The sequence below is a fragment of the Marinomonas sp. CT5 genome (genome assembly GCF_018336975.1).
Taxonomy (GTDB): Bacteria; Pseudomonadota; Gammaproteobacteria; order Pseudomonadales; family Marinomonadaceae; genus Marinomonas.
In genome coordinates this window covers 2,711,111-2,731,712 of the sequence record NZ_CP025572.1, presented here as the reverse complement: position 1 = coordinate 2,731,712, position 20,602 = coordinate 2,711,111, and the positions used below count along the sequence as shown (strand labels likewise).

The 20,602-nt window shown below is 42.0% G+C and carries 17 protein-coding genes and 1 pseudogene; 11 read left to right on the top strand and 7 right to left on the bottom strand.

The genetic code is table 11. The features are described from left to right. Positions 1-20: 20 nt before the first annotated feature. Positions 21-1,112 (top strand): annotated as a pseudogene (locus tag C0J08_RS12920) (methyl-accepting chemotaxis protein); the annotation flags it as partial. Between the two features lie 414 nt (positions 1,113-1,526). Further along, positions 1,527-2,009: a 2-thiouracil desulfurase family protein gene (locus C0J08_RS12915; protein ID WP_212652355.1), complete on the top strand. Its 483-nt coding sequence runs from the start codon at positions 1,527-1,529 to the stop codon at positions 2,007-2,009. Between the two features lie 197 nt (positions 2,010-2,206). Here C0J08_RS12915 and C0J08_RS12910 read toward each other — a convergent pair whose 3' ends face one another. Together C0J08_RS12910 and C0J08_RS12905 are read right to left on the bottom strand one after the other, a co-directional pair. After that, a complete protein-coding gene (locus tag C0J08_RS12910; RefSeq protein ID WP_212652354.1) occupies positions 2,207-2,971 on the bottom strand; it encodes a hypothetical protein in 765 nt (254 codons plus the stop codon). Beyond that, entirely contained in the window at positions 2,971-4,077 is a 1,107-nt protein-coding gene (locus C0J08_RS12905; RefSeq protein ID WP_212652353.1) for a hypothetical protein, read from the bottom strand. Before C0J08_RS12905 ends, C0J08_RS12910 begins: the two co-directional genes overlap by 1 nt. 113 nt (positions 4,078-4,190) lie before the next feature. Between C0J08_RS12905 and C0J08_RS12900 the strand changes: the two genes are divergently transcribed. After that, the gene (locus C0J08_RS12900; RefSeq protein WP_249344278.1) at positions 4,191-5,096 is read left to right on the top strand and encodes an ankyrin repeat domain-containing protein; all 906 of its coding nucleotides are present in this window, start codon (positions 4,191-4,193) and stop codon (positions 5,094-5,096) included. 84 nt (positions 5,097-5,180) lie between these two features. Here C0J08_RS12900 and C0J08_RS12895 read toward each other — a convergent pair whose 3' ends face one another. Then, positions 5,181-6,056, bottom strand: coding sequence for an MYG1 family protein (locus tag C0J08_RS12895; protein WP_212652351.1), 876 nt, complete (start codon positions 6,054-6,056; stop codon positions 5,181-5,183). Positions 6,057-6,333: 277 nt separating this feature from the next. Here C0J08_RS12895 and C0J08_RS12890 point away from each other — a divergent pair, with 277 nt between their 5' ends. Beyond that, positions 6,334-6,687, top strand: coding sequence for a DUF1428 domain-containing protein (locus C0J08_RS12890; RefSeq protein WP_212652350.1), 354 nt, complete (start codon positions 6,334-6,336; stop codon positions 6,685-6,687). Positions 6,688-6,742: 55 nt separating this feature from the next. Here C0J08_RS12890 and C0J08_RS12885 read toward each other — a convergent pair whose 3' ends face one another. Beyond that, on the bottom strand, positions 6,743-7,177 hold the full coding sequence (locus C0J08_RS12885) for a MarR family winged helix-turn-helix transcriptional regulator (protein WP_212652349.1): 435 nt from the start codon (positions 7,175-7,177) through the stop codon (positions 6,743-6,745). A gap of 211 nt (positions 7,178-7,388) precedes the next feature. Here C0J08_RS12885 and C0J08_RS12880 point away from each other — a divergent pair, with 211 nt between their 5' ends. The 3 genes from C0J08_RS12880 to C0J08_RS12870 all read left to right on the top strand — a co-directional run bounded on the left by C0J08_RS12880 (position 7,389) and on the right by C0J08_RS12870 (position 9,504). Then, on the top strand, positions 7,389-7,562 hold the full coding sequence (locus C0J08_RS12880; RefSeq protein ID WP_212652348.1) for a hypothetical protein: 174 nt from the start codon (positions 7,389-7,391) through the stop codon (positions 7,560-7,562). Between the two features lie 147 nt (positions 7,563-7,709). Then, complete coding sequence (gene hppD / locus C0J08_RS12875) at positions 7,710-8,786, top strand: 4-hydroxyphenylpyruvate dioxygenase (RefSeq protein ID WP_212652347.1); 1,077 nt, start codon at positions 7,710-7,712, stop codon at positions 8,784-8,786. A gap of 337 nt (positions 8,787-9,123) precedes the next feature. Further along, the gene (locus tag C0J08_RS12870; RefSeq protein WP_249344276.1) at positions 9,124-9,504 is read left to right on the top strand and encodes a nuclear transport factor 2 family protein; all 381 of its coding nucleotides are present in this window, start codon (positions 9,124-9,126) and stop codon (positions 9,502-9,504) included. 95 nt (positions 9,505-9,599) lie between these two features. Here the strand turns inward: C0J08_RS12870 and C0J08_RS12865 are convergent, their stop codons facing one another. Further along, positions 9,600-11,087 carry a Na+/H+ antiporter NhaC family protein gene (locus tag C0J08_RS12865; protein ID WP_212652346.1) on the bottom strand — a complete coding sequence of 496 codons (1,488 nt, stop codon included), beginning with the start codon at positions 11,085-11,087 and terminating at the stop codon, positions 9,600-9,602. A 257-nt stretch (positions 11,088-11,344) separates the two neighbouring features. Between C0J08_RS12865 and C0J08_RS12860 the strand changes: the two genes are divergently transcribed. From C0J08_RS12860 to C0J08_RS12850, 3 genes are all read left to right on the top strand, one after another. After that, entirely contained in the window at positions 11,345-12,136 is a 792-nt protein-coding gene (locus tag C0J08_RS12860; protein WP_249344274.1) for a class I SAM-dependent methyltransferase, read from the top strand. Between the two features lie 67 nt (positions 12,137-12,203). Further along, on the top strand, positions 12,204-12,893 hold the full coding sequence (locus tag C0J08_RS12855; RefSeq protein ID WP_212652345.1) for an alpha/beta hydrolase: 690 nt from the start codon (positions 12,204-12,206) through the stop codon (positions 12,891-12,893). A 392-nt stretch (positions 12,894-13,285) separates the two neighbouring features. Next, positions 13,286-15,985, top strand: coding sequence for a glycoside hydrolase family 2 TIM barrel-domain containing protein (locus tag C0J08_RS12850; protein WP_212652344.1), 2,700 nt, complete (start codon positions 13,286-13,288; stop codon positions 15,983-15,985). Between the two features lie 82 nt (positions 15,986-16,067). On the opposite strand, the gene C0J08_RS12845 is transcribed toward C0J08_RS12850, so the two are convergent. Beyond that, complete coding sequence (locus C0J08_RS12845; RefSeq protein ID WP_212652343.1) at positions 16,068-18,956, bottom strand: ligand-binding sensor domain-containing diguanylate cyclase; 2,889 nt, start codon at positions 18,954-18,956, stop codon at positions 16,068-16,070. Between the two features lie 440 nt (positions 18,957-19,396). Next, positions 19,397-20,203: a M48 family metallopeptidase gene (locus C0J08_RS12840; RefSeq protein ID WP_502711616.1), complete on the bottom strand. Its 807-nt coding sequence runs from the start codon at positions 20,201-20,203 to the stop codon at positions 19,397-19,399. Positions 20,204-20,340: 137 nt separating this feature from the next. On the opposite strand from C0J08_RS12840, the gene C0J08_RS12835 reads away from it, so the two are divergent. Further along, positions 20,341-20,602 (top strand): helix-turn-helix domain-containing protein (locus tag C0J08_RS12835; protein WP_212652342.1); only part of this gene is annotated, 262 nt, incomplete at its 3' end.

The window sequence follows — 20,602 nt, the reverse complement described above, 5'->3', positions numbered from 1 at the left end:
TAGGCCATAGAGGAAAGACCATGAAAAAGTATTACCGTTTGGCACTAGGTATCATTATTGCGTCGATAGTCGTTGCTTCCCTGTTTGCTAAAGAAAACTTGTATCTGTTGATTTTAGTTGTCGCATTGGTGGTTTTGTTAGGTTGTCTGGTAAAGATGGAGCGTTTAGCAAGAGAGCAATTCAATTTTTATGAACAGATTCTCGATACTATTCCAAATCCATTGTCTGTTACCGACTTGGATATGAAGTGGACCTTCGTTAATAGCGCTGCAACCGATCCGTTAGGAGTAAAGCGTGCAGATGTGCTCGGAATGCACTGCTCAAATTGGGGGGCAAATATCTGTAATACCGAAGATTGTGGTGTGAACTGTTTAAGAAAAGACAAACCAACGACTTTCTTTAACCAGTGGGATAAAGATTTCCGAGTCGATACTTTTTATATTCATGGATTAGATGGTAAAGAGATTGGTCATGTGGAATATGTACAGGAAGTATCTGAAAAAATGGCACTAAAAGCCGTTTACAATGATGTGGATGACATCAGTGCCAGCCTAACAACAGGTGCAAACGAGCTTAATGTAGCCAGTAATGCTTTGACAGTTGGGTCAAATCAACAAGCGGCTTCGATTACTCAAATTGGCAACTCGCTCAATGATATTCTTATTCAGGCCAATGAAAATGCTGAACGTGCTGCAAGAGCAAGCTCTGTCTCTTCCGAAGCTGAGCGAGCGGCAAATATGGCAACTGATGAAATACGGGATCTTGAGCAAGCTATGCAAGAGATTAATCGCTCAAGCGAAGCCATTAGCGAGATTATCAATGTTATTGATGATATTGCTTCCCAGACGAATTTGCTCGCGCTTAACGCTTCTATTGAAGCCGCTCGTGCAGGAGAAATGGGGCGCGGTTTTGCTGTGGTAGCGGATGAAGTAAGAAAACTTGCTGAGCGTAGTACTACAGCGGCTAGTGAATCGGCACAATATATTCAGTCATCGGTAGAAAATGTTGAAAAAGGAAATGCAATATCACAAAAATGTGTGGGTGCATTGAGCGAGATTGCTAAGCACGTGTCATCGATCTCAGAAACCATTGGAGAAATAGATAATGCATCGCAAAGCCAAGCCGTGGGATTGAGTCAGATTAATCAGGGCATGTCTGAAATTGATGGTGTTATTCACTCTACAGCTGCATCAGCGGAAGAGACGTCCATCTCCGCCAATGAAGTGAACGAGCTGTCATTGAAGCTTCAAGCTCAGCTTGCAAACATTAGAAAAATTGATGGATTAATCGTCGATACGGCCAAGAAAGACGATAACCAGATAGAAATTAAAGACGTTACGAACAGTTAACTCCTTTCCTAGAAAGCACATGGAATGTGCTTTTCCCCACTTTGATTACTGCGCGTCCATTTTATAATAAGCTTGGTTAATAAAATCTTTAAGAGTGACTCCAAACGCCTATCATTTCGCTTTGATTAAATTTGGTTTAATTGTTTATCGCACGTTAGCTATTTAAAAGGAGTTTTAGTGATAAAAGTACTTGTTAGTTCGTGTTTGGTTGGCAATAAGGTGAGATACAATGCGAGCTGTTTATCAGTTCCAGAGTCCGATTTGTCTTGGCTCAGATCGAAGGCTGAACTGGTGGTTTTTTGCCCTGAGGTGTCTGCTGGTCTGCCTACACCAAGAGCGCCAGCTGAAATAATCAAAGGAAGAGGCATGGATGTACTCGATGGCTCTGCATACGTTGTTGGAAACGATGGCGTTGATGTTACGACTCAATTTATTAGTGGGGCCAAGAATGCTTTGGAACTCTGTCAAAAGCAAAAAATAGAGTATGCAGTGCTTGCTGAAGGAAGTCCTTCATGTGGCAGTTCAAAAATATACGATGGTACATTTAAGGGGAATAAAATCGATGGCGTAGGAGTAACGGTTGCGTTGTTAGAACGTCATGGTATCAAAGTATATAGTCAGCACACGATAGCGAAATTGCGAAGCCTATTGGACGGATAGATAACTAAGGCTTAACAGTGGCCTGCTATATCGGTGTTTAGGGTGTTTTACCGAGTGGAAATTTATGCGGGTTGTTTTCTTACTTCATCGGGCCGCGTTTTGTGTACTTGTTCGCAAGGAGAGCATCTGCGTGGAAACCTTGTTCCTCTGAAGATGGCAAAATGTATGTCACTCCAATGGAACAGGAGTGATTTTATTCACCCTCTAACTCCTATTCCATTTTCTTTCGGCGGAGTTGGTCGTTTTGGCTGAGAATCATGCTCATCTGTTAGCTGTTTCAACTGGTTTATGATTTTACTCATCAAATCTTGATTTGGCTTTGCAAAGGGCTCACAAGCCAGTTTGATAAAATCTTCATTTAGTATAGTTTCTTTGTTGATAATTCCCTTGGATTTTTGGCTATTCTTCCATTGATAAACGCCTTTTTTTAATCGTTTCAGGGTTAGAGTTTGTTTTTTTCCACCATGACAATCGAGTGTATAAATTAATTCATGCTGCATACTGGCAACGCCTTGATCTGGTGCTTCGTCTGAGTTCAACATAGCAACTACGCCACCTCTAGCAAAACAAGCGACTTGAGGTTGCCCAATTACTCTAGGCTCCTTGCTGGGTAGAATGATACCTCCTAGATGAAAGCGGATTATTTCTACCGATTCATCCGCACATCTAACTTGGTAAGAAACACTGTCTAATTGCACTGCAGATTCGGAATTGTTAGTGACACTGAGCTGAAGCATACTTTGACCATTTTCTTGCCGAATACTGGGTTGATAATACAGTTTTTCATTGATCGTATTGTGTGGGGATTGTATTACTGAAGGCGTTGTGCAGTTTTGGTAGCTAGATCGGCAAGTGGCAGGATTACCAGTCGTTTGCACGCATTGAACAAATTGATCACGACAGGAATCAGCATGGATACTTATTGAAATCAATAGAAGTGTTAAACCAAGTAAATATCTCACTAGTATATCTCCGAAGCACAGGCACTGTAATAGGCACTTTGTGCCGCTTCTAGATCGTCTATCAAGTTACAACTGGCCGCTTTGGCGTAACGTTTCATGGCATTAGCACAAGCTTGGCTATTGGTTTTAATCGGCGCGTTAATTTTCGTACTGCTTGGCGAAGGGCAAGAGTCGCGATAAACAAAGTCGATGGAAAAGCTTTGCGTTTGACCATTAGATGGGCTGTTCTGATTTCCCGACGCTTGTTTCATTTGGGAGCTCAGTCTATTTACTGTTGCTTGTAAATTATTCATGGAGGAGTCATTAGAGTAGCCATCTTGAATAATGCTACTGATAATTTCTGTTTGCGAATCAATATCTAACTCGCCTAAACCACCAGCCAGTGCACCAACGCCCATCGCCATCGCTTTACCCCAATCAAACCCTGAGTCTTCTTCTTGCTGGGCAATAGCCGCTTCTATTTGGCGGTTCTGTTTTGTCAGCTTTTGTGCAGTCTCTTGGCTGGCTTTTTCTACCTCATTAAGAAGGCTCTTATAGCGTCTAATCACCACTACTTGTTGTTGCATAGCTTGGGGATCATCTGAGGTAAAATTTTTCGCGTTATTCCAGCTCTGGCAAATAGTTTTTGATTGATTGGTAAGAATTTGATTCGCTTCATTGGCGGCATTTATGACATTTTTCTGAGTCAGACGTAATGAGCGAGCGCTAAAATCGTAGCAAGCATTAGATGAACTTAATGAGCAGGAGCAATCGTTTCTTAGTTGACTGTTCAGAGAAACTAGTTCTTGCTTTGCGGTCATCAGTTGATGTTGTGTCCTTCCTTGATAAATATTTTCCAGAGAAAGTTCCCCTTGCTTCGTTGGAGCTTTATCCATCATAGTCCCTATGGAAATGCTTAACTCTGGTGCTGTTTCTGTTTTTGTTTTTGTTTTAATGGCTTCTTCAAAAGCAGTGGTGGGCGAAGCTTGAGAGCCACTAGAGGTACTTTCTTGATCTTCGTTCATTAGTGATTCAAATGATAGGGCATTTGCCTTCACACTTAACAAAAATACGACGCTAACAAACGTTGCTGATACAAAATCGATTAAGCGTTTTTTTATCTTCATTAGATTCTCTTCACATACTCAACATGCTGGTTAAATACTATGGTATATAGCAAAAAATTGTATTATGGTCTTAACTGTTTCTAAAGCTAAACTGTAGTATAAGTAGAGATTTTATGAATATATCCCTTTCTAAACTCACAAAATCCTGTGCGTTACTGCTTATCCTGATCCTTACAGGGTGCTCTTCACAACCCGCTTTAATTTCTGCCACTAGGAATAACGATATGGCAGAAGTTGAAAACCTACTGAGTAACGGCTATGACCCAAATGTCCGTAATTATAATGAGAGCTATGACAATGGGCGCTCTCCAATTTATTACGCCGCAGAAGGCGGTTATAACTCTTTGGCAAAAAAACTGATTGCGGCTGGCGCTGATGTAAACCAAGCTTCTGATGAACAATGGACGCCTCTTTTAGCTGCTGTACGATACAGCGGTAACCTTGAAACCGTTCGTATTTTAGTCGACGCTGATGCTGATATTTATTTTACCAATAGCTATGCTTGGAACGCTTTAATGCTCGCTGCTTATTCAGGCAAGGCTGATATTGTGCAATATCTACTTGGTTTGGGAATGGATCCAGAAATTAAAAACAATAATGGGAAAGATACTTACGACTACGCCAAAGATAACAAAAGCATTTCTTCAGATATGATTCGCCAGTACAGAGAAGCCTACTTGAAGAAGCAAAAAGTGGCTGGGATTGAAAATCGCATAAAAGAAATCGAAGCCCGTGACGAAGAGCTTCCAGAGTCGCTAAAACACGACAAATACCTTATCGCTTATACCGATGCCTTAAAACAAGAAGAGTATTTAGATGCGGTTATATACGCCAATTTACTTGATAAGCTTAATACTCCAATGGAAGATGCGTTTTATTATTTCTGGGGAGAAGCCTTATTAAAACTGGACGATCCTGAGCAGGCTAAAAGTAAACTTAATGAATATTTAAAGCGAACCGGTTCTGGTGGAAAATACTATACACAAGCCTTAAGACTGATTATTCAAGCGGAAGCTTAGTTCGCGACTAGCGGACATAATACGTACGGCAAAAATAGAAAAAACCGATGTGTGAAGTCACATCGGTTTTTTTATGCCAAATATCTAATATTCCAACGCCATTTCTGCCATTTTCATGGTGTTTTCAAATGACGCACAGCCTGCGATAAACAAGCCGTTATGACAGAACATAGCGTCATCTAAACCAGTAACGTCTTGTAGTTCTTTATCAGACAATCCAGCCCAAGGCGCTGGGAGTTTTTTGCGATCTTCAAAGGAGCCAAGCTCAACAGGGACGGTTTGAATGCGCCATTGCCCAGTCTGAGATGGGTAAACCATGAATAAGGCTTCTTTAGATAACCTAAGAACCGTAGTTTTCCATGGCGTGTATTGTTCTAAGACGATGACTCTTGGGTCAGCGGCTTTTTCTATCGCATCAGCAACAATGGCTTTTGCGTTTACGCCTCCACTTGCCGCGGCGATGAATCGAGTTAAGATTCGCGATGCAAAGGCAACGGCTTCGTCGAAGCAGGCATCAACATCGCTTTCTTCTTGCCAGGTTGGGTTAAACATGGAGATGGTTTGGCTCAAGCTAATGCCTGTTTGCACGCCTTCCACATGTCCGCAATCTATTGCATCGATAGCGGAAACGAGGTTTTTATCTAATGAGTTTGCGATTTCTTCATTGCCACCGCAGATCTCGACACCGTACTTTTGCCAAACTAAGCCAAAAGAGGAAAACGGAATGCCGTTTTCGCGAGCACCTGCACCACCTTTTTGGTGGTGATCAAAGCGATTGGTGTCGGCATCGTAAATTCCGCCAACGTCTAACACCATGTCGGCTTTGGCGATAACGTCTAAGTTACGTGTGCGTATTAATTCTATCGAAGAAAAAATTTGTTTTAGTGCCGCGACCGCAAATACGTCGTCTGCGTGAAAGTTGCCATTGTGCGTTGCGATTACTGGAGTTTGTTCGGGCATTCTAGATCTCTTTTATTGATGTTATGTCACTTAGCAGCGCATAGGTACTAAAAGCGGCATTCTACTGGTTTTTAAAGGTAGGTGACACCGTTCATTTCAATCGATACTAAACAGACTTACCTAAAAGTCTGTAAGAGAAGATCTCTCAGTAGTTGATTGATTTATTTCTCAAATGGCGATTGCGCTAAAAGGCGACTAAAATTGCAGTGGTAAAAAGTATGTCGGTCAATGGGGGAGGTGTAGATCCCGTTAGGTTAATGATAAGGAGGATGATTCAATGTCATATGTAGATGGTTTTGTTGCAGCCGTTCCAGAATCTAATAAAGAAAAATTTATAGAGCATGCAAAATTAATGGCAGCTGTCTTTAAAGATTATGGGGCTGTCAATGTGGTGGATACTTGGGGGGATGATGTTCCCGATGGTGAAGTCACATCTTTTCCGTTAGCGGTTCAAAAAAAGGAGGATGAAGTTATCGCCTTTTCTTGGATTACATGGCCTTCAAAAGACGTTCGCGATGCTGGGTGGCAATCAGCTATGGAAGACCCAAGAATGAACCCAGAAACGCATTCTATGCCTTTCGATGGAAAGCGTATTATATATGGAGGTTTTCATCTTGTTTCCGATGTGTAATTGAGTTGAGCTAATCCTTTTGGGGGAGATGGAATTGTCTTGATATTGAATATAACTAGGTGATTGTTCTGGCGGTGTCTTCTACTTTGCATAGCAGTTCTAAAAGTGTTTTTTGCTCGGCTTTACTGAGTCCTTGTAGTAGGAGCTTTTCTGTTGATGTTGCCAATATAACGACTTTTTCATAATGTTCTCGGCCATTATCGGTGAGAGAAAATTCGACCAAACGGCGGTCTTGTTCGTTAGCTATTTTCTGCACCCAGCCTTTACTGCACAAGCTTGTTCCTGCACGAGAAGCAGCGACTCGATCTAATCCGATGGCTTTTTCCAAATCACGTACTGAGAGTTTGTCATATTTTCCTAAGTGAGCCAGCACACGCCATTCAGGTACGGTTAATCCATATTGATTTCTGTATTTACGTGCCAAGGCTTCGGAAGTTTGCTGAGCGGCCTGGTTCAGGCGATATGGAATAAAACTATTTAAATCAAACATTTACTTACCTTTTGTTACGCTTTATACACACTCAAAAATGCAGGGCATGAGTGTATTAATGGGCCACCTAGAGATTAGTGTAAAGCTTTACTGAAAAGCTACCTATAAAAATTTGCCCGCAGAAGCGGTTAGATCATTTCAATTGAAATGAATTGACTCGTTTCAACTGAAATGATTATATGTTTTCCACTTATTTATTTTGGTTTTAGTCATGTCATCTCTTAACGACTTTAAAAACTGTCATACGACTGAGACATTCACTGGGGCTCTTGTTCTTGGAGAGATTCGTCCTCAGCTGAGTCTATTTGGTGGGTGTGTGAAACAAATAAGTGACTCTGAGCTTACCTTTGTATACAGAATATTGATGGATAGCAGTCATGGGTAACCTTTGTTCAGGTCGTCTACAATTATCTATTGCACTCCACTGGTCGCGCAGTGTTCGTGGAATGGCTATTCCACCACCTTCAGCGTCTTAAAAATTCTTGCCTCATTACATTATTGTCCGAATATAACTATAAATAGGAATACAGAAATGGCAGATTTATTTGAAAATCCAGCTGGCTTAGACGGTTTTGAATTTGTTGAGTTCGCAGGTCCTAACCCAGAGGAAATAGCTCAAGTTTTTACACTTATGGGTTTTGAATTAGTAGCGAAACACCGCTCCAAAGATGTTGAGCTTTATCGCCAAGGTGGTATTAACTTTATCTTGAATAAAGAAAAAGGCAGCGAAGCTTATTATTTTGGTCAGGAGCATGGCAATGCTGCCGCTGGTATGGGGTTCCGTGTTAAAAATGCTCACCAAGCTTATGAATATGTTTTATCTAAAGGTGCTAAGCCAATGGATATTCCCACAGGTCCAATGGAACTTAGACTGCCAGCAATCAAGGGCATTGGTGGTGCTCCCATTTATCTGATCGACCGTTATGAAGACGGCTTATCCATCTATGATATTGATTTCGAGTATTTACCGAACGTCGATAAAAAACCGATTGGACATGGTTTTTATGAAATTGATCACCTAACGCACAATGTTTATCGAGGTCGGATGGCCTATTGGGGGCATTTTTACGAGACCTTATTTAATTTCCGTGAGATTCGTTACTTTGATATTAAAGGCGAATATACCGGATTAACGTCACGTGCCATGACAGCTCCTGATGGAAAAATTCGTATTCCGCTGAACGAGGAGGCGTCTGGAGGCGAAGGTCAAATTGAAGAATTTCTAATGTCTTTCAATGGCGAAGGCATTCAGCATATTGCGTTGCGTACAGACAATTTATTGGCTAGTGTCGATTCTTTACGTGCCAGTGGTATTGAGCTGATGACAGCGCCACCAAGTACTTATTACGATATGTTGGAGGAACGACTTCCCGGCCATGGGGAGCAAGTTGATGAACTGAAAACTCGTGGCATTTTACTTGATGGAACGACCGACGGTTCGCCTCGGTTATTGTTGCAAATCTTTTCGACCAATCAGCTAGGGCCGGTATTCTTTGAGTTTATCCAGCGTAAAGGTGATGACGGCTTTGGAGAAGGCAATTTTAAGGCTTTATTTGAGTCCATTGAGCGAGATCAGATCGCTCGTGGTGTCATCGGAACCAGTGCATAAAGGATAAGATGATGGAATAAGGATGGTACTTTTTTGATCCTATTCGTGTTCGCCTAAGACTTACTTGAGTCACAATGGCACTTTCTTTTAAAAAGAGAATACCTTCACACCGCTTTCGTTCATTAATCGAATGGAAGTGGTGAACTTCATTCCACTACCTATGTACCTTTAAACTCATCGGACATTTTACTAAGTTGAGTTATTTTCTTTGTTTGGGCTGTTGCTGCTAATTTGTATGCTGGGCAGTAAATAAGCTAGATGTTTTTTTAAATTAAGAAATTGTTAGATATAGATTATTACAATAGTGCAATATTTGAAGCTATTTAAGGATGGACTTATGATCACAATGACTCCTCAAGAAACGCTTAAGCAATATGAACAGGCTTTAGCGACTCAAAGCTGGGATGCCGTAGAGCCCTTAATGCATAACGATGTGTGTGTGACTTTTTTGAATGGAACCTTTAAAGGTTTAGAAGAGGTGAAATCCGTTTTCGTCACGAACTTTGCTTCAATTCAAGAGGAGCAATATGAAATTTCAAATACTCATTGGGTTTATACGTCTAATACTAACGCGGTTTGTTTATACGATTTTAGTTGGAGGGGGATGATCGATGGGGAATGGTGTTCTGGTGGAGGTCGAGGAACCTCTGTCCTCATTTTCGAAGGTCATCAATGGAAGATAATTACGGAACATTTGGGACCATATGCATCGGAATAAACAAAGGTCACCGATCTGAAAGCAGTGTTGTGTTTGGATTGGTGGCGATTGCTAGTAGAAGAAGGCCAGAGTGACTGATCTGGCCTTCTTTTTTATTAGATGTTGTAACCCAAGATGACGAAAATAATAAAACTCATTACCGCGCCAAGGGCGGTGTAGGGGAGTTGCGTGATGGCGTGAGACATGGGGGAGCAACCTGCGCCTTGAGCCGCAAGTACCGTAGAGTCACTGAAGAAACACGCATGGCTACCGAATGATGATGCTGATAAGAGCGCACCTATGATTAATGCCATGTTGGCATCTACATTTAAAGCAATGGGGACAACAATTGGAATGGCGATAATAAACGCGCCCCAGCTAGAAGCTGTTCCAAAAACAACTGCAGCCATGACCAAAAATACCAGTGCTGGCATCATTTCTGCTGTCATCAGTGGTGCAGCAACACCGACTATATAGCTCGTCATCCCTAATTCATCGTTGATGCTTTTTAGCATAAAACCAGCGATAACCGTTGAGAGTGGGTACAGCATGACTTTAAAGCCTTCAAAGATGCCTTTCATTTGGTCTTCTAAAGAAAGCAGTCCTTGGAGATAGTACATAGCGACTGTGATGGCTAGGGTGACGATGACACCTTTTAGCAGATCGATGTCGTAGTAAATAGTGGCCGCGATTAGGATCAGCATAGGCACAATGAAGTTAAGCATGCCGATGAAATTACTGGTTTTGCGGTATTCAGGAGCCGCAGCTTCCATGTTGTCGCCAGAGTAGTCATCCGGTAATGGTTGGCCGTTGAGAGCCCGTTGTTCGGCTTTCTTCATAGCGCCAAAGTTACCCAGTATGCCGCTGGCTACTAGGAAAACAACAAACAGTGCGACCCAACCATAGACCATGTATGGAATCGCTGAAATGTAAACGCTTAGGCCTTTGCCTATGGGCGCTAGGTCGTTTTCTTCTAACAGTCCAGAGAAGAATACCGCCCAAGTTGAAACGGGAACCAAGATACACATGGGAGCTGCAGTGGAATCGATAATGTAAGCGAGCTTTTCACGGGATACTTTGTAGTGATCGGTCACTTTTTTAACCGAAGAGGAGACCGCCAAACAGTTGAGATAGTCGTCGATAAAGACCACCAAACCAATGAAAAAAGTGGTTAGCAAGGATTGGCGACGTGATTTAATTCGACCTTTTAGCCATTCACTGAAGCTATTAAGACAGCCACTTTTTTCTAGCAAGACGATTAAGCCTCCCATCAAGCCACAGACCAACACGATCCAGATGATGGTGGCGTTACCCATGACCGTTGACATGGTATCTGTCAGTGAAGCAACAACAGTCGCTGGGTTGATCATGATTAGACCGGCAATAACGCCGACCAATAAAGACTCAAACGGTGCGCGTGAGATCAAGGCAATAGCAAGAACAAGTAGCGTGGGTAATAAGGATTTGGCTCCCCAGTCTTCGCCGGGGGTATGAAAGACAGATAATGCCCAGAAGGATAAAATGGCGATCAGTGTCATCGCAACAGTGAGCAAAAGCGATCGCTTAGGTTGAATGGTCTTCAACGCCTTGATAACTTGTTCCATAGAGAGTTCCTGGTTTGGTGTGTAATTTTTATAAGCGTTAAATTACTCTTAAATGCTGTGTGAGGCCTATATCCCCTAGGGAGTAATATATTTGGGATATTGCAATTTTTTTCTTAGTATGCATTGCATATACAGCTGTATAGGGTTGTACCTGTTTTTTGTGTTAAGAGGATGGTGTCAGGGGCTATGCATAATAATTAGGTTGGTCATTTGATTGCAATAACAAGTTCGTTAGACTCTCAGAGAGAGGTAGTAAAATGAGTGATGGATACACTATGGATTATTTGAAAGTAAATAAAGAAGCTTGGAATAAGCGAACGCAAGTACACGTCGAATCAAAGTTCTATGATGTTACTTCTTTTAAAAAGGGAAAATGCTCATTAAACCCTATTGAATTGAATCAAGTTGGAAATGTAGAAGGAAAATCTCTTTTACATCTACAATGTCACTTTGGTCAGGATACCTTGTCTTGGGCCCGTTTGGGAGCCGATGTTACCGGCGTTGATCTATCAGCAGATGCCATCGAGCAGGCAAATCTATTAAAGAAGTCGTTGAACCTTAAAGCCAAGTTTATAGAAAGTGATGTGATTCAATTTGGCCGTGAAAATACGCAACAATTTGATATCGTATTTACGTCTTATGGTGTTTTGTCTTGGTTACCGAATTTAGACGATTGGGCACATACTGTCTCTGGTTCATTAAAGTTAGGGGGTGAGTTTCATCTTGTTGAGTTCCATCCTTTTAATGATTTGTTGTCAGGTTACTCTTACTTTTCTAAAAATGAGCCTGATGTTGAAGAGGAAGGTACGTATACAGAAAATTGTGATGGAACTAAGTCGACCACGGCGACTTGGTCTCATTCAATCAGTGATGTCATAAGTGCTTTAATTGGCGCGGGTTTGAGGATTGAGTCGTTCGTTGAGTATCCTTATAGTCCTTATAATTGCTTTGATGGTTTGCAGTTTGTGCCAAATTTGGGGTATCAAATGCTGCATAATGGACAGCAAATTCCACTGGTATATTCAATTAAAGCACGAAAAAGTGCCTAATACTGGGTGGTTCTCTATGCCTTTCTCTAGCTTTTATTTTTCTTATCGGCATTGATGGAGCAGGAAGATGAAGGCGACAGTACTGGGTGTCTTTGCTTTGGTTGCCGTCTTCACGGCTTGCTTATATGGACATAGATGGGACACCAAACCATTACGAGAGGCTAAGTTTCTGGGGGATACGAGCAGTCATAATATTGTGACTTATCTGCATGGAATGGATGTACCTAATATATCAGATCAAGAACTGGCAAACCGTCAAAAACTGGATGCTATTGGTAAGGCTTTGTCTATTAAGTTCTACTTGCCAAGGTCAGTGACTCAGTGCAAGCAAAATCCCCATCAACTTTGCTGGCCTCAGGATAGTTTGAAAGAATTGAAACACACACTTTCTGTGATTTCTAGTGATGATAACTTTGCCCCTGAAGATAAGCTTAAGGGCATGATTGGTTTTTCTAATGGCGGTTTTTTTACCAGCAAGCTGATCCAATACTGTTTGTTACCTGATACTTCTTGGGTGGTTTCTATCGGCAGCGCAGGTTCTTGGCAGGAGCCTGCGAAAGATTTATCGCATTGTGGCCGCCTAGTCTCAATGATAGGCAAAAATGATCAATGGCATTATTCTTATGCACTAGATTTTCATCACTACCTGCAATCTGCAGGGGCTCAAGTCGCGTTAATCGAATTCAACGGTGGTCATGAAATGCCACTGAAGGAATTGGAAATAGTTCTCTCTTCATTCCTCGATACAAATCGTTAAAACCACGACATTCATGATCCACTCTCACTAATACATGGTATCAATCTATTCGATGTGTATTCCTACCAAAAATATCTTAGCATGAATAAATGGATGGGAAAGGTGGAGTGAAAACATCATTTCACGATACTTTTCTCAAGATTGTTTCATTTAACACCAAGGAAAAGTAATGAAAAAAATAACAATATTTACTGACGCTTTATCTTGTTCTCTTTAGTGCGCTGAACACCACGCTAATCTAATAATATTCCACTCAATGCCAATATTGTTGCCTGTTGATTCTCTTTTTTAATGAAGAGGGTGATCAATGCTGTCGGAAATAATATGAAGAGCAAAGAGTGTGTTATTAGGATTATGAATAATTTGCTCTAGTTACAGAATGAGATAATGATATGAAAATTATAAAAATAATGAACCAAGTTGCCTTAGCGGCTGTGGTGCTTTCGATGTCCACGTTGTCGGCTGTTGCCTCCGCTTCAATGACCCGTGAACAAATAGTGTTGGGTTCAGGTTGGAAGTTTTTCTTTTCTGAAAAAGGAGAAGAGAAAGCGGAGCCAATTTTGCGGACCAATTACAATGATAGTGACTGGCAAGTGGTCAGTGTGCCACATACTTGGAACAACGTGGGTTATTACCAGAATGACACCACGTCTCACATCAATACTGAACAGAACATCAACAAACAATATGGTATTGGTTGGTATCGATTAAATTTCAATGCGCCTTCCAGCGATACAAAAGAACAAGCATGGTTAGAATTTGATGCTGCCAGCCGAGTGGCCGAAGTGTGGCTTAATGGTGTGCGTCTTGGTGAACACAGAGGCGGCTTTACACGCTTTCGTTTTGATGCGACTAAGGCCATTCATTTGAATCAAAAGAATATGCTTGTCGTAAAAACGGATAATACGAAGCCTACTGGAGATTCCTCAACAGCGGATACCTTACCCATTGCGGGTGATTTCTTTGTTCATGGTGGGTTATATCGCCCTGTAAGGTTGGTATTCACCGATCCCGTGCATTTCGATATGTTGGATTATGGTGGTTCAGGAGTCTATGCCACGACGGATTTAAGCGAGTCAAATAAGGCACGGGTGAAGGTAAGTGGTCGCGTCAAAAATGATGCGGATGAGTCTAAAAAGGTCAAAGTGCTGGCTCAACTTGTGGATGCCAAAGGGAAAACGGTCGCTCAGGCAGAGCAAGCATTGACGCTAAAGCCTAAATCCTTGGTGATGTTACAGCAAAATCTGGTTGTCACTAATCCGACCTTGTGGCAAGGCCAAGAAAATCCGTATTTATATACTCTGCGAACCGAAATTCGAGGTTCAAATAATCAGGTTCTCGATATCCTAGAGCAACAATATGGGTTGCGTAATATTGTTGTTTCTCCAGACAAAGGCTTTATTTTGAATGGTAAACCTTTACGTTTGCATGGTGCCGCTTACCATCAAGATAAAGAGGGGTTAGGTTGGGCAGTCCGTCCTGATAATGTCAAACAGGACGTGGATATGCTGGTAGAGATGGGCGCTAACACACTTCGTCTTGCGCATTATCCTCATGGTCAACCCGTACATGACTTAGCCGACAAATACGGCTTGATTCTTTGGGATGAAATTCCCTTAGTGACAAGCTGGACGTATGGTGAAAAGTATCAAGCCGCGAATGATGGGCTGATGCGAAATGCAGAATTGCAGCTCAAAGAAATGATTAAACAAAACTTTAATCATCCCTCAGTGGCATTTTGGGGCGTGGCTAACGAAGTAGACTTTGGTGCCGTGGTTCCTGCCTTTTTAGGGGCAACTCGTGGTAATACTCCAGACCCTATCCCTGTGTTGAAGGCATTGAATGAAAAAGTAAAAGAGTTAGATCCAAGCCGGCTATCAACGCTTGCGAATTGTTGCGAATCGAGAGAGGGGCTAGAGAAAATCGACATTCCTAAAACATCGCCAGTGGCCGATACGGTTGGGCTGAATCGTTATTATGGTTGGTATTTTGGGGATGTGGAAGATTTTGGCCCACACCTCGATCTAATGCATGCTCAATATCCTAAATTACCTATTTCAGTCAGTGAATATGGCGCGGGTGGCGCGGTGTCTTTGCATACCGATAATGTTTTGGGTGGACCGGTTGATTCAAGAGGGCATAGCCAGCCAGAAGAATACATGTCGTACATTCATGAAGAGAGTTGGCGTACAATCAACAGCAAACCCTATTTGTTCGCTAGCTGGATTTGGAATGCGTTTGATTTTGCTACCACAGTGAGAACCGAAGGTGACTCTAAGGATATTAATACTAAAGGCATCATCACTTATGATAGGACGACAAAGAAAGATGCTTATTACTTTTATCAAGCGAATTGGACAAACAAGCCAATGGTACATGTAACATCGAGCCATTATTCGCCACGTCATTATCAAGTGACTGATGTGAGAGTGTATTCGAACCTTGATCGTACCGAACTATGGTTGAATGGCAAATCTTTGGGAGTGAAATCAGGCTGCGAGCTGAAAATATGTGTTTGGCCAAATGTGAGTCTGGCGGTAGGCGAAAATACCGTGATAGCTAAAGGTGTTGGCCAGCAATCATCGATCCAAGATCAAGCGAATTGGCAATTAAATGAAAGTCAGAGCAACCGCTACTTTATTGATGCTGGTGCCTTGGTTGCCGCTTCATCTAAGCAGCATACTTTCGGTTCAGATAACTTCTTTAAGGGTGGTAAATCCGCATCGTTTGATCAGTTAGGCGGCTGGGGGCAACCACCTGTGAAACCTGACATAGCTCAGACAACAGATCGCGATTTGGCGACAACATATCGTCGTGGGAGTTTTGAGTATAACTTGCTGCTGAAAAATGGCCGTTACAAAGTCGTTTTATTGACGGTAGTACCGAAAGAAAACGAGTCTTCGCATTTTGTTGTAAAAGCCAATGGCCACAAAATTGCTGAGCTAGATAGTTCAGCGCAGGCGCCTAAACCCGCTTTAAGTGCCAAATATCTCTCCGCCGAAGTCGACGTTGTCGATGGAAAAATGACACTGCAGTTTGAGCCGGTTAAAGGTGAGGCATACGTTTCTGCTATTGAAGTGACGCCTCTTTAATCGCTATATAGCAGTGTTAACACAATAGTAAAAAGCCGAGACAGCTTTCATTCTGTCTCGGCTTTTTTGGTAATAATTGGGATCAATGCCAAATTTCAACACGGTTACGGCCGTTGTCTTTGGCGCGATATAAGGCTTGGTCAGCCAGTCTGAGTAAAGTTTGATAACTATCGGCTTGATGGGAAAACGCCACGCCCATGCTGACCGTCATGGTTAAGTTTGGAGCTATCTTGTGATTATCACAGATTTCAATTCTGTGACGTATTTTTTCGCAATAAGTAGCCACTTCGTCATCGCTCATACCTTTGATCATTAAGGTGAATTCTTCTCCGCCCCAGCGTGCTACATGTACTTTTTTACCTGCGAGGAGTTGTAGTTCGTTCGCAAGAGATTTAATGGCTTTATCGCCAATTAGGTGTGAGTAGTGGTCATTGATTTTTTTGAAGTGATCAATGTCCATAATAACCAAAGCTAGGGTGGTCTTCTTCTGCTTTGCTTTGATGAACTTTTCACTCAACCAATGATCAAAAGCGCGTCGATTTGGTAGGCCTGTCAGCTCATCTTCATTGGCTTGGCGCTGGAAATCTTTTGACTGTTTTCGAAGAGCGTAGGTTTGGCTTTCCACCAATTCTCTAAGCTTCAGCTCGCTTTGTTGTAGTCGATGTAAGCGCCATTTTATACCGCCAGCTAAAATAATTATCACTAAGATACCTAAGCCAATTTGTACCTCAAAACGCTGCCAGAAGTAAGGCAAAATAGTGAACGTATAAATTTGCTCCGAATTATTCCAATCACTATAAGGGTAGCGAGCCGCAACAAGAAATTGATAGGTTCCTGGGGCAAGATTGGTGTATTCCGCCATAGTGCTTTTGCCTCTTGAAGCCCAGTTTTTTTCGAAGCCGACTAATCTTGTTCGATATTCAATTCGTGACGACAGAATGTACCCTAAACCTGCATAGTGAAAGACGATTCTGTTTGTGCCTGCAGGCAATATGTTTACTTCAGTGGGAGAGAGTTCAGATCCGTCTGCCGATATAGACTCTACGGCAATGGGTAAACGGGCGGTGTTTTTTTGTGATATGGCGGCGCTGTCTATCGTAGCAACGCCTTTGGCCGTAGCGAACCATAACTTTCCATCAGGCATTGCAACAGCGGCTGGGTTAGAACCACCGTTTGCTTGAGAAGTCGCTAAACCATCACTTTCGGAAAAATGCTCAAAGCTAATCTTGTTTTGATGGCCTTCTGCTATGGCATGGGCCTCATGATAATCTATGCGTAAAATGCCGCGGTTGCTGGTGAGCCAAAGTCCGTTTGTACCGTCATAAATAACTTGGAATAGCTTATCAATAGGCAGGCCTGAATTTCGACCAATTAAGCCTAATTGACCATTTTTTTGATTATATCGAATTAAGCCCCGGTCCGTTGCAATCCACATATAGCCTGGTTCCGACCAGAAACCAAAAGCATATTCCGCCTCTTCTAGATTTTTAATGGGCACAATGTCAAAACCATTTGGAGTGAGTTTAGCCACACCTAACCCTGTTCCTACCCAGAGCTGCCCTAAGTCATCTTCAGCCAAAGCCATAATATAATTGTCAGGTAAACCATCGTTGCGAGTAAAGATTTGCAGTTTTCCATCTGGTGATCGGCGAACCAATCCATCCGTTGTACCTATCCAAAGGTTGCCCTGACTGTCTTCTAAAATGGACCTCACTTCATTACTGGGTGAGCCATTTTTATGGTTAAGTATGGGAAATAGCTGTTGATCTTTCCAAAGCATTAGCCCATTAAGGTAAGTACCAACCCAAATACCGCCATTACTCCGCTTGGCAAAACTAAGAACCGAAACGTGGGTTCTTTTAATGGTTTGAGCATTCTGCGCCTTGTTGTTACTGATAAGGCTAAGACCCTCGCTTGAGCCAACCAACACCGACTTGTCATCGAGATCTATAACGCTGCGAACATAATTACCGACAAGTTTACGCTTCTTATTCCATGTTGTGAAAGGGGCTTTGCGTAGCCTCATTAAACCACTGTTGGTGCCAATCCAAATACTGCCCTCGATATCTTGTAAGAGTGATAATACGCGATTATTAGGTAAACCAGACTGAGTATCTAATCGTTCTATATGGTTGTTACTTAATCTCACCACACCATTTTTACTGGTCCCTAACCAAAGGTTGTTTTCATTATCTTCCATTAACGTTTTAATGGATTCTCCAGCAAGGCTTGGGTGCAGTAAAGTAATTCGCTTATCATTGAAGGCATAGGCTCCATTTTCCGTAGCCACTAGTATTTTTCCATCATCTGTTTCAAGAATGGAATAAACGTGTTGTTCCGGAAAGTCATATTGCGCTAATACTTCTTGTTTATTGTCTCCATTGACGTGAAATAATCCTTTGTTTGTGGCTGCCCAAATTCGGCCTTTGCTGTCTTCTAATAATCGGTAGGCACTGACATTCTGCAAGACCCAGTTTTCTTTTTTGAGACCTCCCACCGTATTTGGGCTTGGCCGATGGAATACGCCTAACCCCTCAACGGCCAACCATAGGTCACCATTACTGTCTTTAAGGATGTTATTTATCATGCTAGAAGCGGCAAATTGAGGCTGCCAAGTATGCCCGTGACGGTAGGTGATTCCACCCCGAACCCCAGCAACCCATAAGCCATTATCTTTATCGGAAACTAATGTGCGAATACCTGAATCAATGATGCCCGTTTTTGTTGAACGCTCATAAAAACGAAATTCACGACCATTGTAGCGAGCCACACCTTCCCAAGTAGCAAACCATAAGTAACCATCTGAAGTTTGTGCGATCGCGTTAATACTGTTGTGTGGAAGGCCTTCTTGAGTCGACCAAGTGTCTTTGAAATAGTCTGAAAGGGAAATACTCTGACTTGCCTGAGCTAAATGAAAAGCACAAACCAGCACCGCTCCTATAATTATTTTTGACGAATGAATCTGCGTCATTTTTCCCTCATATTTTACAGATTAGTAACACCTGGTTTTGCTGTGCTTTACTAAAGAAAACCGTATTAAATCGTGGAGTGCATTAACGATATTTATTGCGTTTTTATGATGAAATGTACGCAAAAGATAGGCTAGGCCGTGTCAAACCTTAGCGAATTGGCTGGATGGTATCACAAAGAATTTTAACGAAATGTTTCCAAATGTTACCGAAAATCTGGTTTTTTCCTTAAAGTATGATTATGTACGGCATCATTAGTTGATATTTGGAGTGTTGCTAAGACAATCGTCTCAGTAAATGAGTACTGGCGTATCACTTACGTCTGAATTTAAATATTAAAAAAAAATTATTGTGTAAGAGGTAAACCGCAAAAAGTTAATTGAGCGATTTATTGGATAAGAATGAGGAACAGATTTTAACCTGTTCCTTAGAGGGTGAATGTTTAATAGCATTTAGCCGCTTTATTCTGTGCAACTAGGTTTTCGTAAATAGGTAAAGTCTTTGGTAAATCTGCTTGTAAATTCTTGATTCGATGGGCGTTAGATGGATGGGTTGATAACAGCTCCGGTGTTTTACTTTCTCCTCCTTTGCTCATGTTACGCCACAACTGAACGCTTTCTCGTGGGTCAAAGCCTGCTTTCGCCATGTAATCTAAACCAAGTAAGTCAGCTTCAGTTTCATGAGTACGGCTGAAGGGCAAAATGATCCCCACTTGCGCTCCCAGTCCTAATGCTTGAAAGATAGCAATCTTTTCTGGTGATTCTTCACCGCTTAATTGATACCCCAGCGCTAATGCTTGGCTGGTAGCTAACTGGGTGGATACGCGTTCATTACCATGTCGAGCAATGACATGGGCTAATTCATGTCCTACCACTGCTGCGAGTTGAGATTGATTATCGGCAACTTTTAACAAGCCAGTATAAACACCGATTTTGTATCCAGGTAGAGCAAAGGCATTGACTTGTTTGTCATCAAATAGCACGACTTCCCAGTCTTGCTTGCGGTATTTTTCGGGTAAGACGGCAATTAAAGAATCTGCAACGCATTGAACTTGATCACGTAAGTTCGTATTAGACGATTTAGGTATTTCCTTTTTCATTTCCGTAAAAGATTGGACGCCCATCTCGTTCATTTGGTCATCGGGCAGAACTGCAAATTGCTTACGACCAGTTGGCGAAGTGCTGCACCCAACCATGACTACCAACGCCGCCGCTATTACCGCCTTAAAAGAAACCTTCATCAACACCATCGTAAAACCGCCTTAAAAACTGCATAGACTCCTAGATAGAACAGCCATTATAGAGAAGGGCTTTTGTGAGAAGCAAATAGCGATTTTTTTATTTTAATGCCCTGTCCTGAAATAGGTTTACACCTAGGAGACCTATTATGGGGACATCAAGTAATACCAAGCGCAAGCGTACTCAACGTGACTACACAATGGGCTTTAAATTACAGATAGTGATGGCCGTCGAAAAAGGCGACATGACTTATAAGCAAGCTCAAAAAATCTATGGAATCCAAGGGCGATCAACGGTGCTGACTTGGCTTCGAAAACACGGCAAAATGGATTGGTCTACCAAGGTGAGGCTACCCATGTCTAAATCCCCGAAAGCAAAAGAGACATCTGCTCAAACAATCAAAAGACTTG

Coding starts and splice junctions, on each gene's coding strand:
- C0J08_RS12840 (WP_502711616.1), bottom strand. CDS start 20,203: ATGGTGTTGATGAAGGTTTCTTTTAAGGCGGTAATAGCGGCGGCGTTG.
- C0J08_RS12895 (WP_212652351.1), bottom strand. CDS start 6,056: ATGCCCGAACAAACTCCAGTAATCGCAACGCACAATGGCAACTTTCAC.
- C0J08_RS12900 (WP_249344278.1), top strand. CDS start 4,191: ATGAATATATCCCTTTCTAAACTCACAAAATCCTGTGCGTTACTGCTT.
- C0J08_RS12855 (WP_212652345.1), top strand. CDS start 12,204: ATGAAGGCGACAGTACTGGGTGTCTTTGCTTTGGTTGCCGTCTTCACG.
- C0J08_RS12890 (WP_212652350.1), top strand. CDS start 6,334: ATGTCATATGTAGATGGTTTTGTTGCAGCCGTTCCAGAATCTAATAAA.
- C0J08_RS12885 (WP_212652349.1), bottom strand. CDS start 7,177: ATGTTTGATTTAAATAGTTTTATTCCATATCGCCTGAACCAGGCCGCT.
- C0J08_RS12880 (WP_212652348.1), top strand. CDS start 7,389: ATGTCATCTCTTAACGACTTTAAAAACTGTCATACGACTGAGACATTC.
- hppD (WP_212652347.1), top strand. CDS start 7,710: ATGGCAGATTTATTTGAAAATCCAGCTGGCTTAGACGGTTTTGAATTT.
- C0J08_RS12905 (WP_212652353.1), bottom strand. CDS start 4,077: ATGAAGATAAAAAAACGCTTAATCGATTTTGTATCAGCAACGTTTGTT.
- C0J08_RS12845 (WP_212652343.1), bottom strand. CDS start 18,956: ATGACGCAGATTCATTCGTCAAAAATAATTATAGGAGCGGTGCTGGTT.
- C0J08_RS12850 (WP_212652344.1), top strand. CDS start 13,286: ATGAAAATTATAAAAATAATGAACCAAGTTGCCTTAGCGGCTGTGGTG.
- C0J08_RS12870 (WP_249344276.1), top strand. CDS start 9,124: ATGATCACAATGACTCCTCAAGAAACGCTTAAGCAATATGAACAGGCT.
- C0J08_RS12865 (WP_212652346.1), bottom strand. CDS start 11,087: ATGGAACAAGTTATCAAGGCGTTGAAGACCATTCAACCTAAGCGATCG.
- C0J08_RS12860 (WP_249344274.1), top strand. CDS start 11,345: ATGAGTGATGGATACACTATGGATTATTTGAAAGTAAATAAAGAAGCT.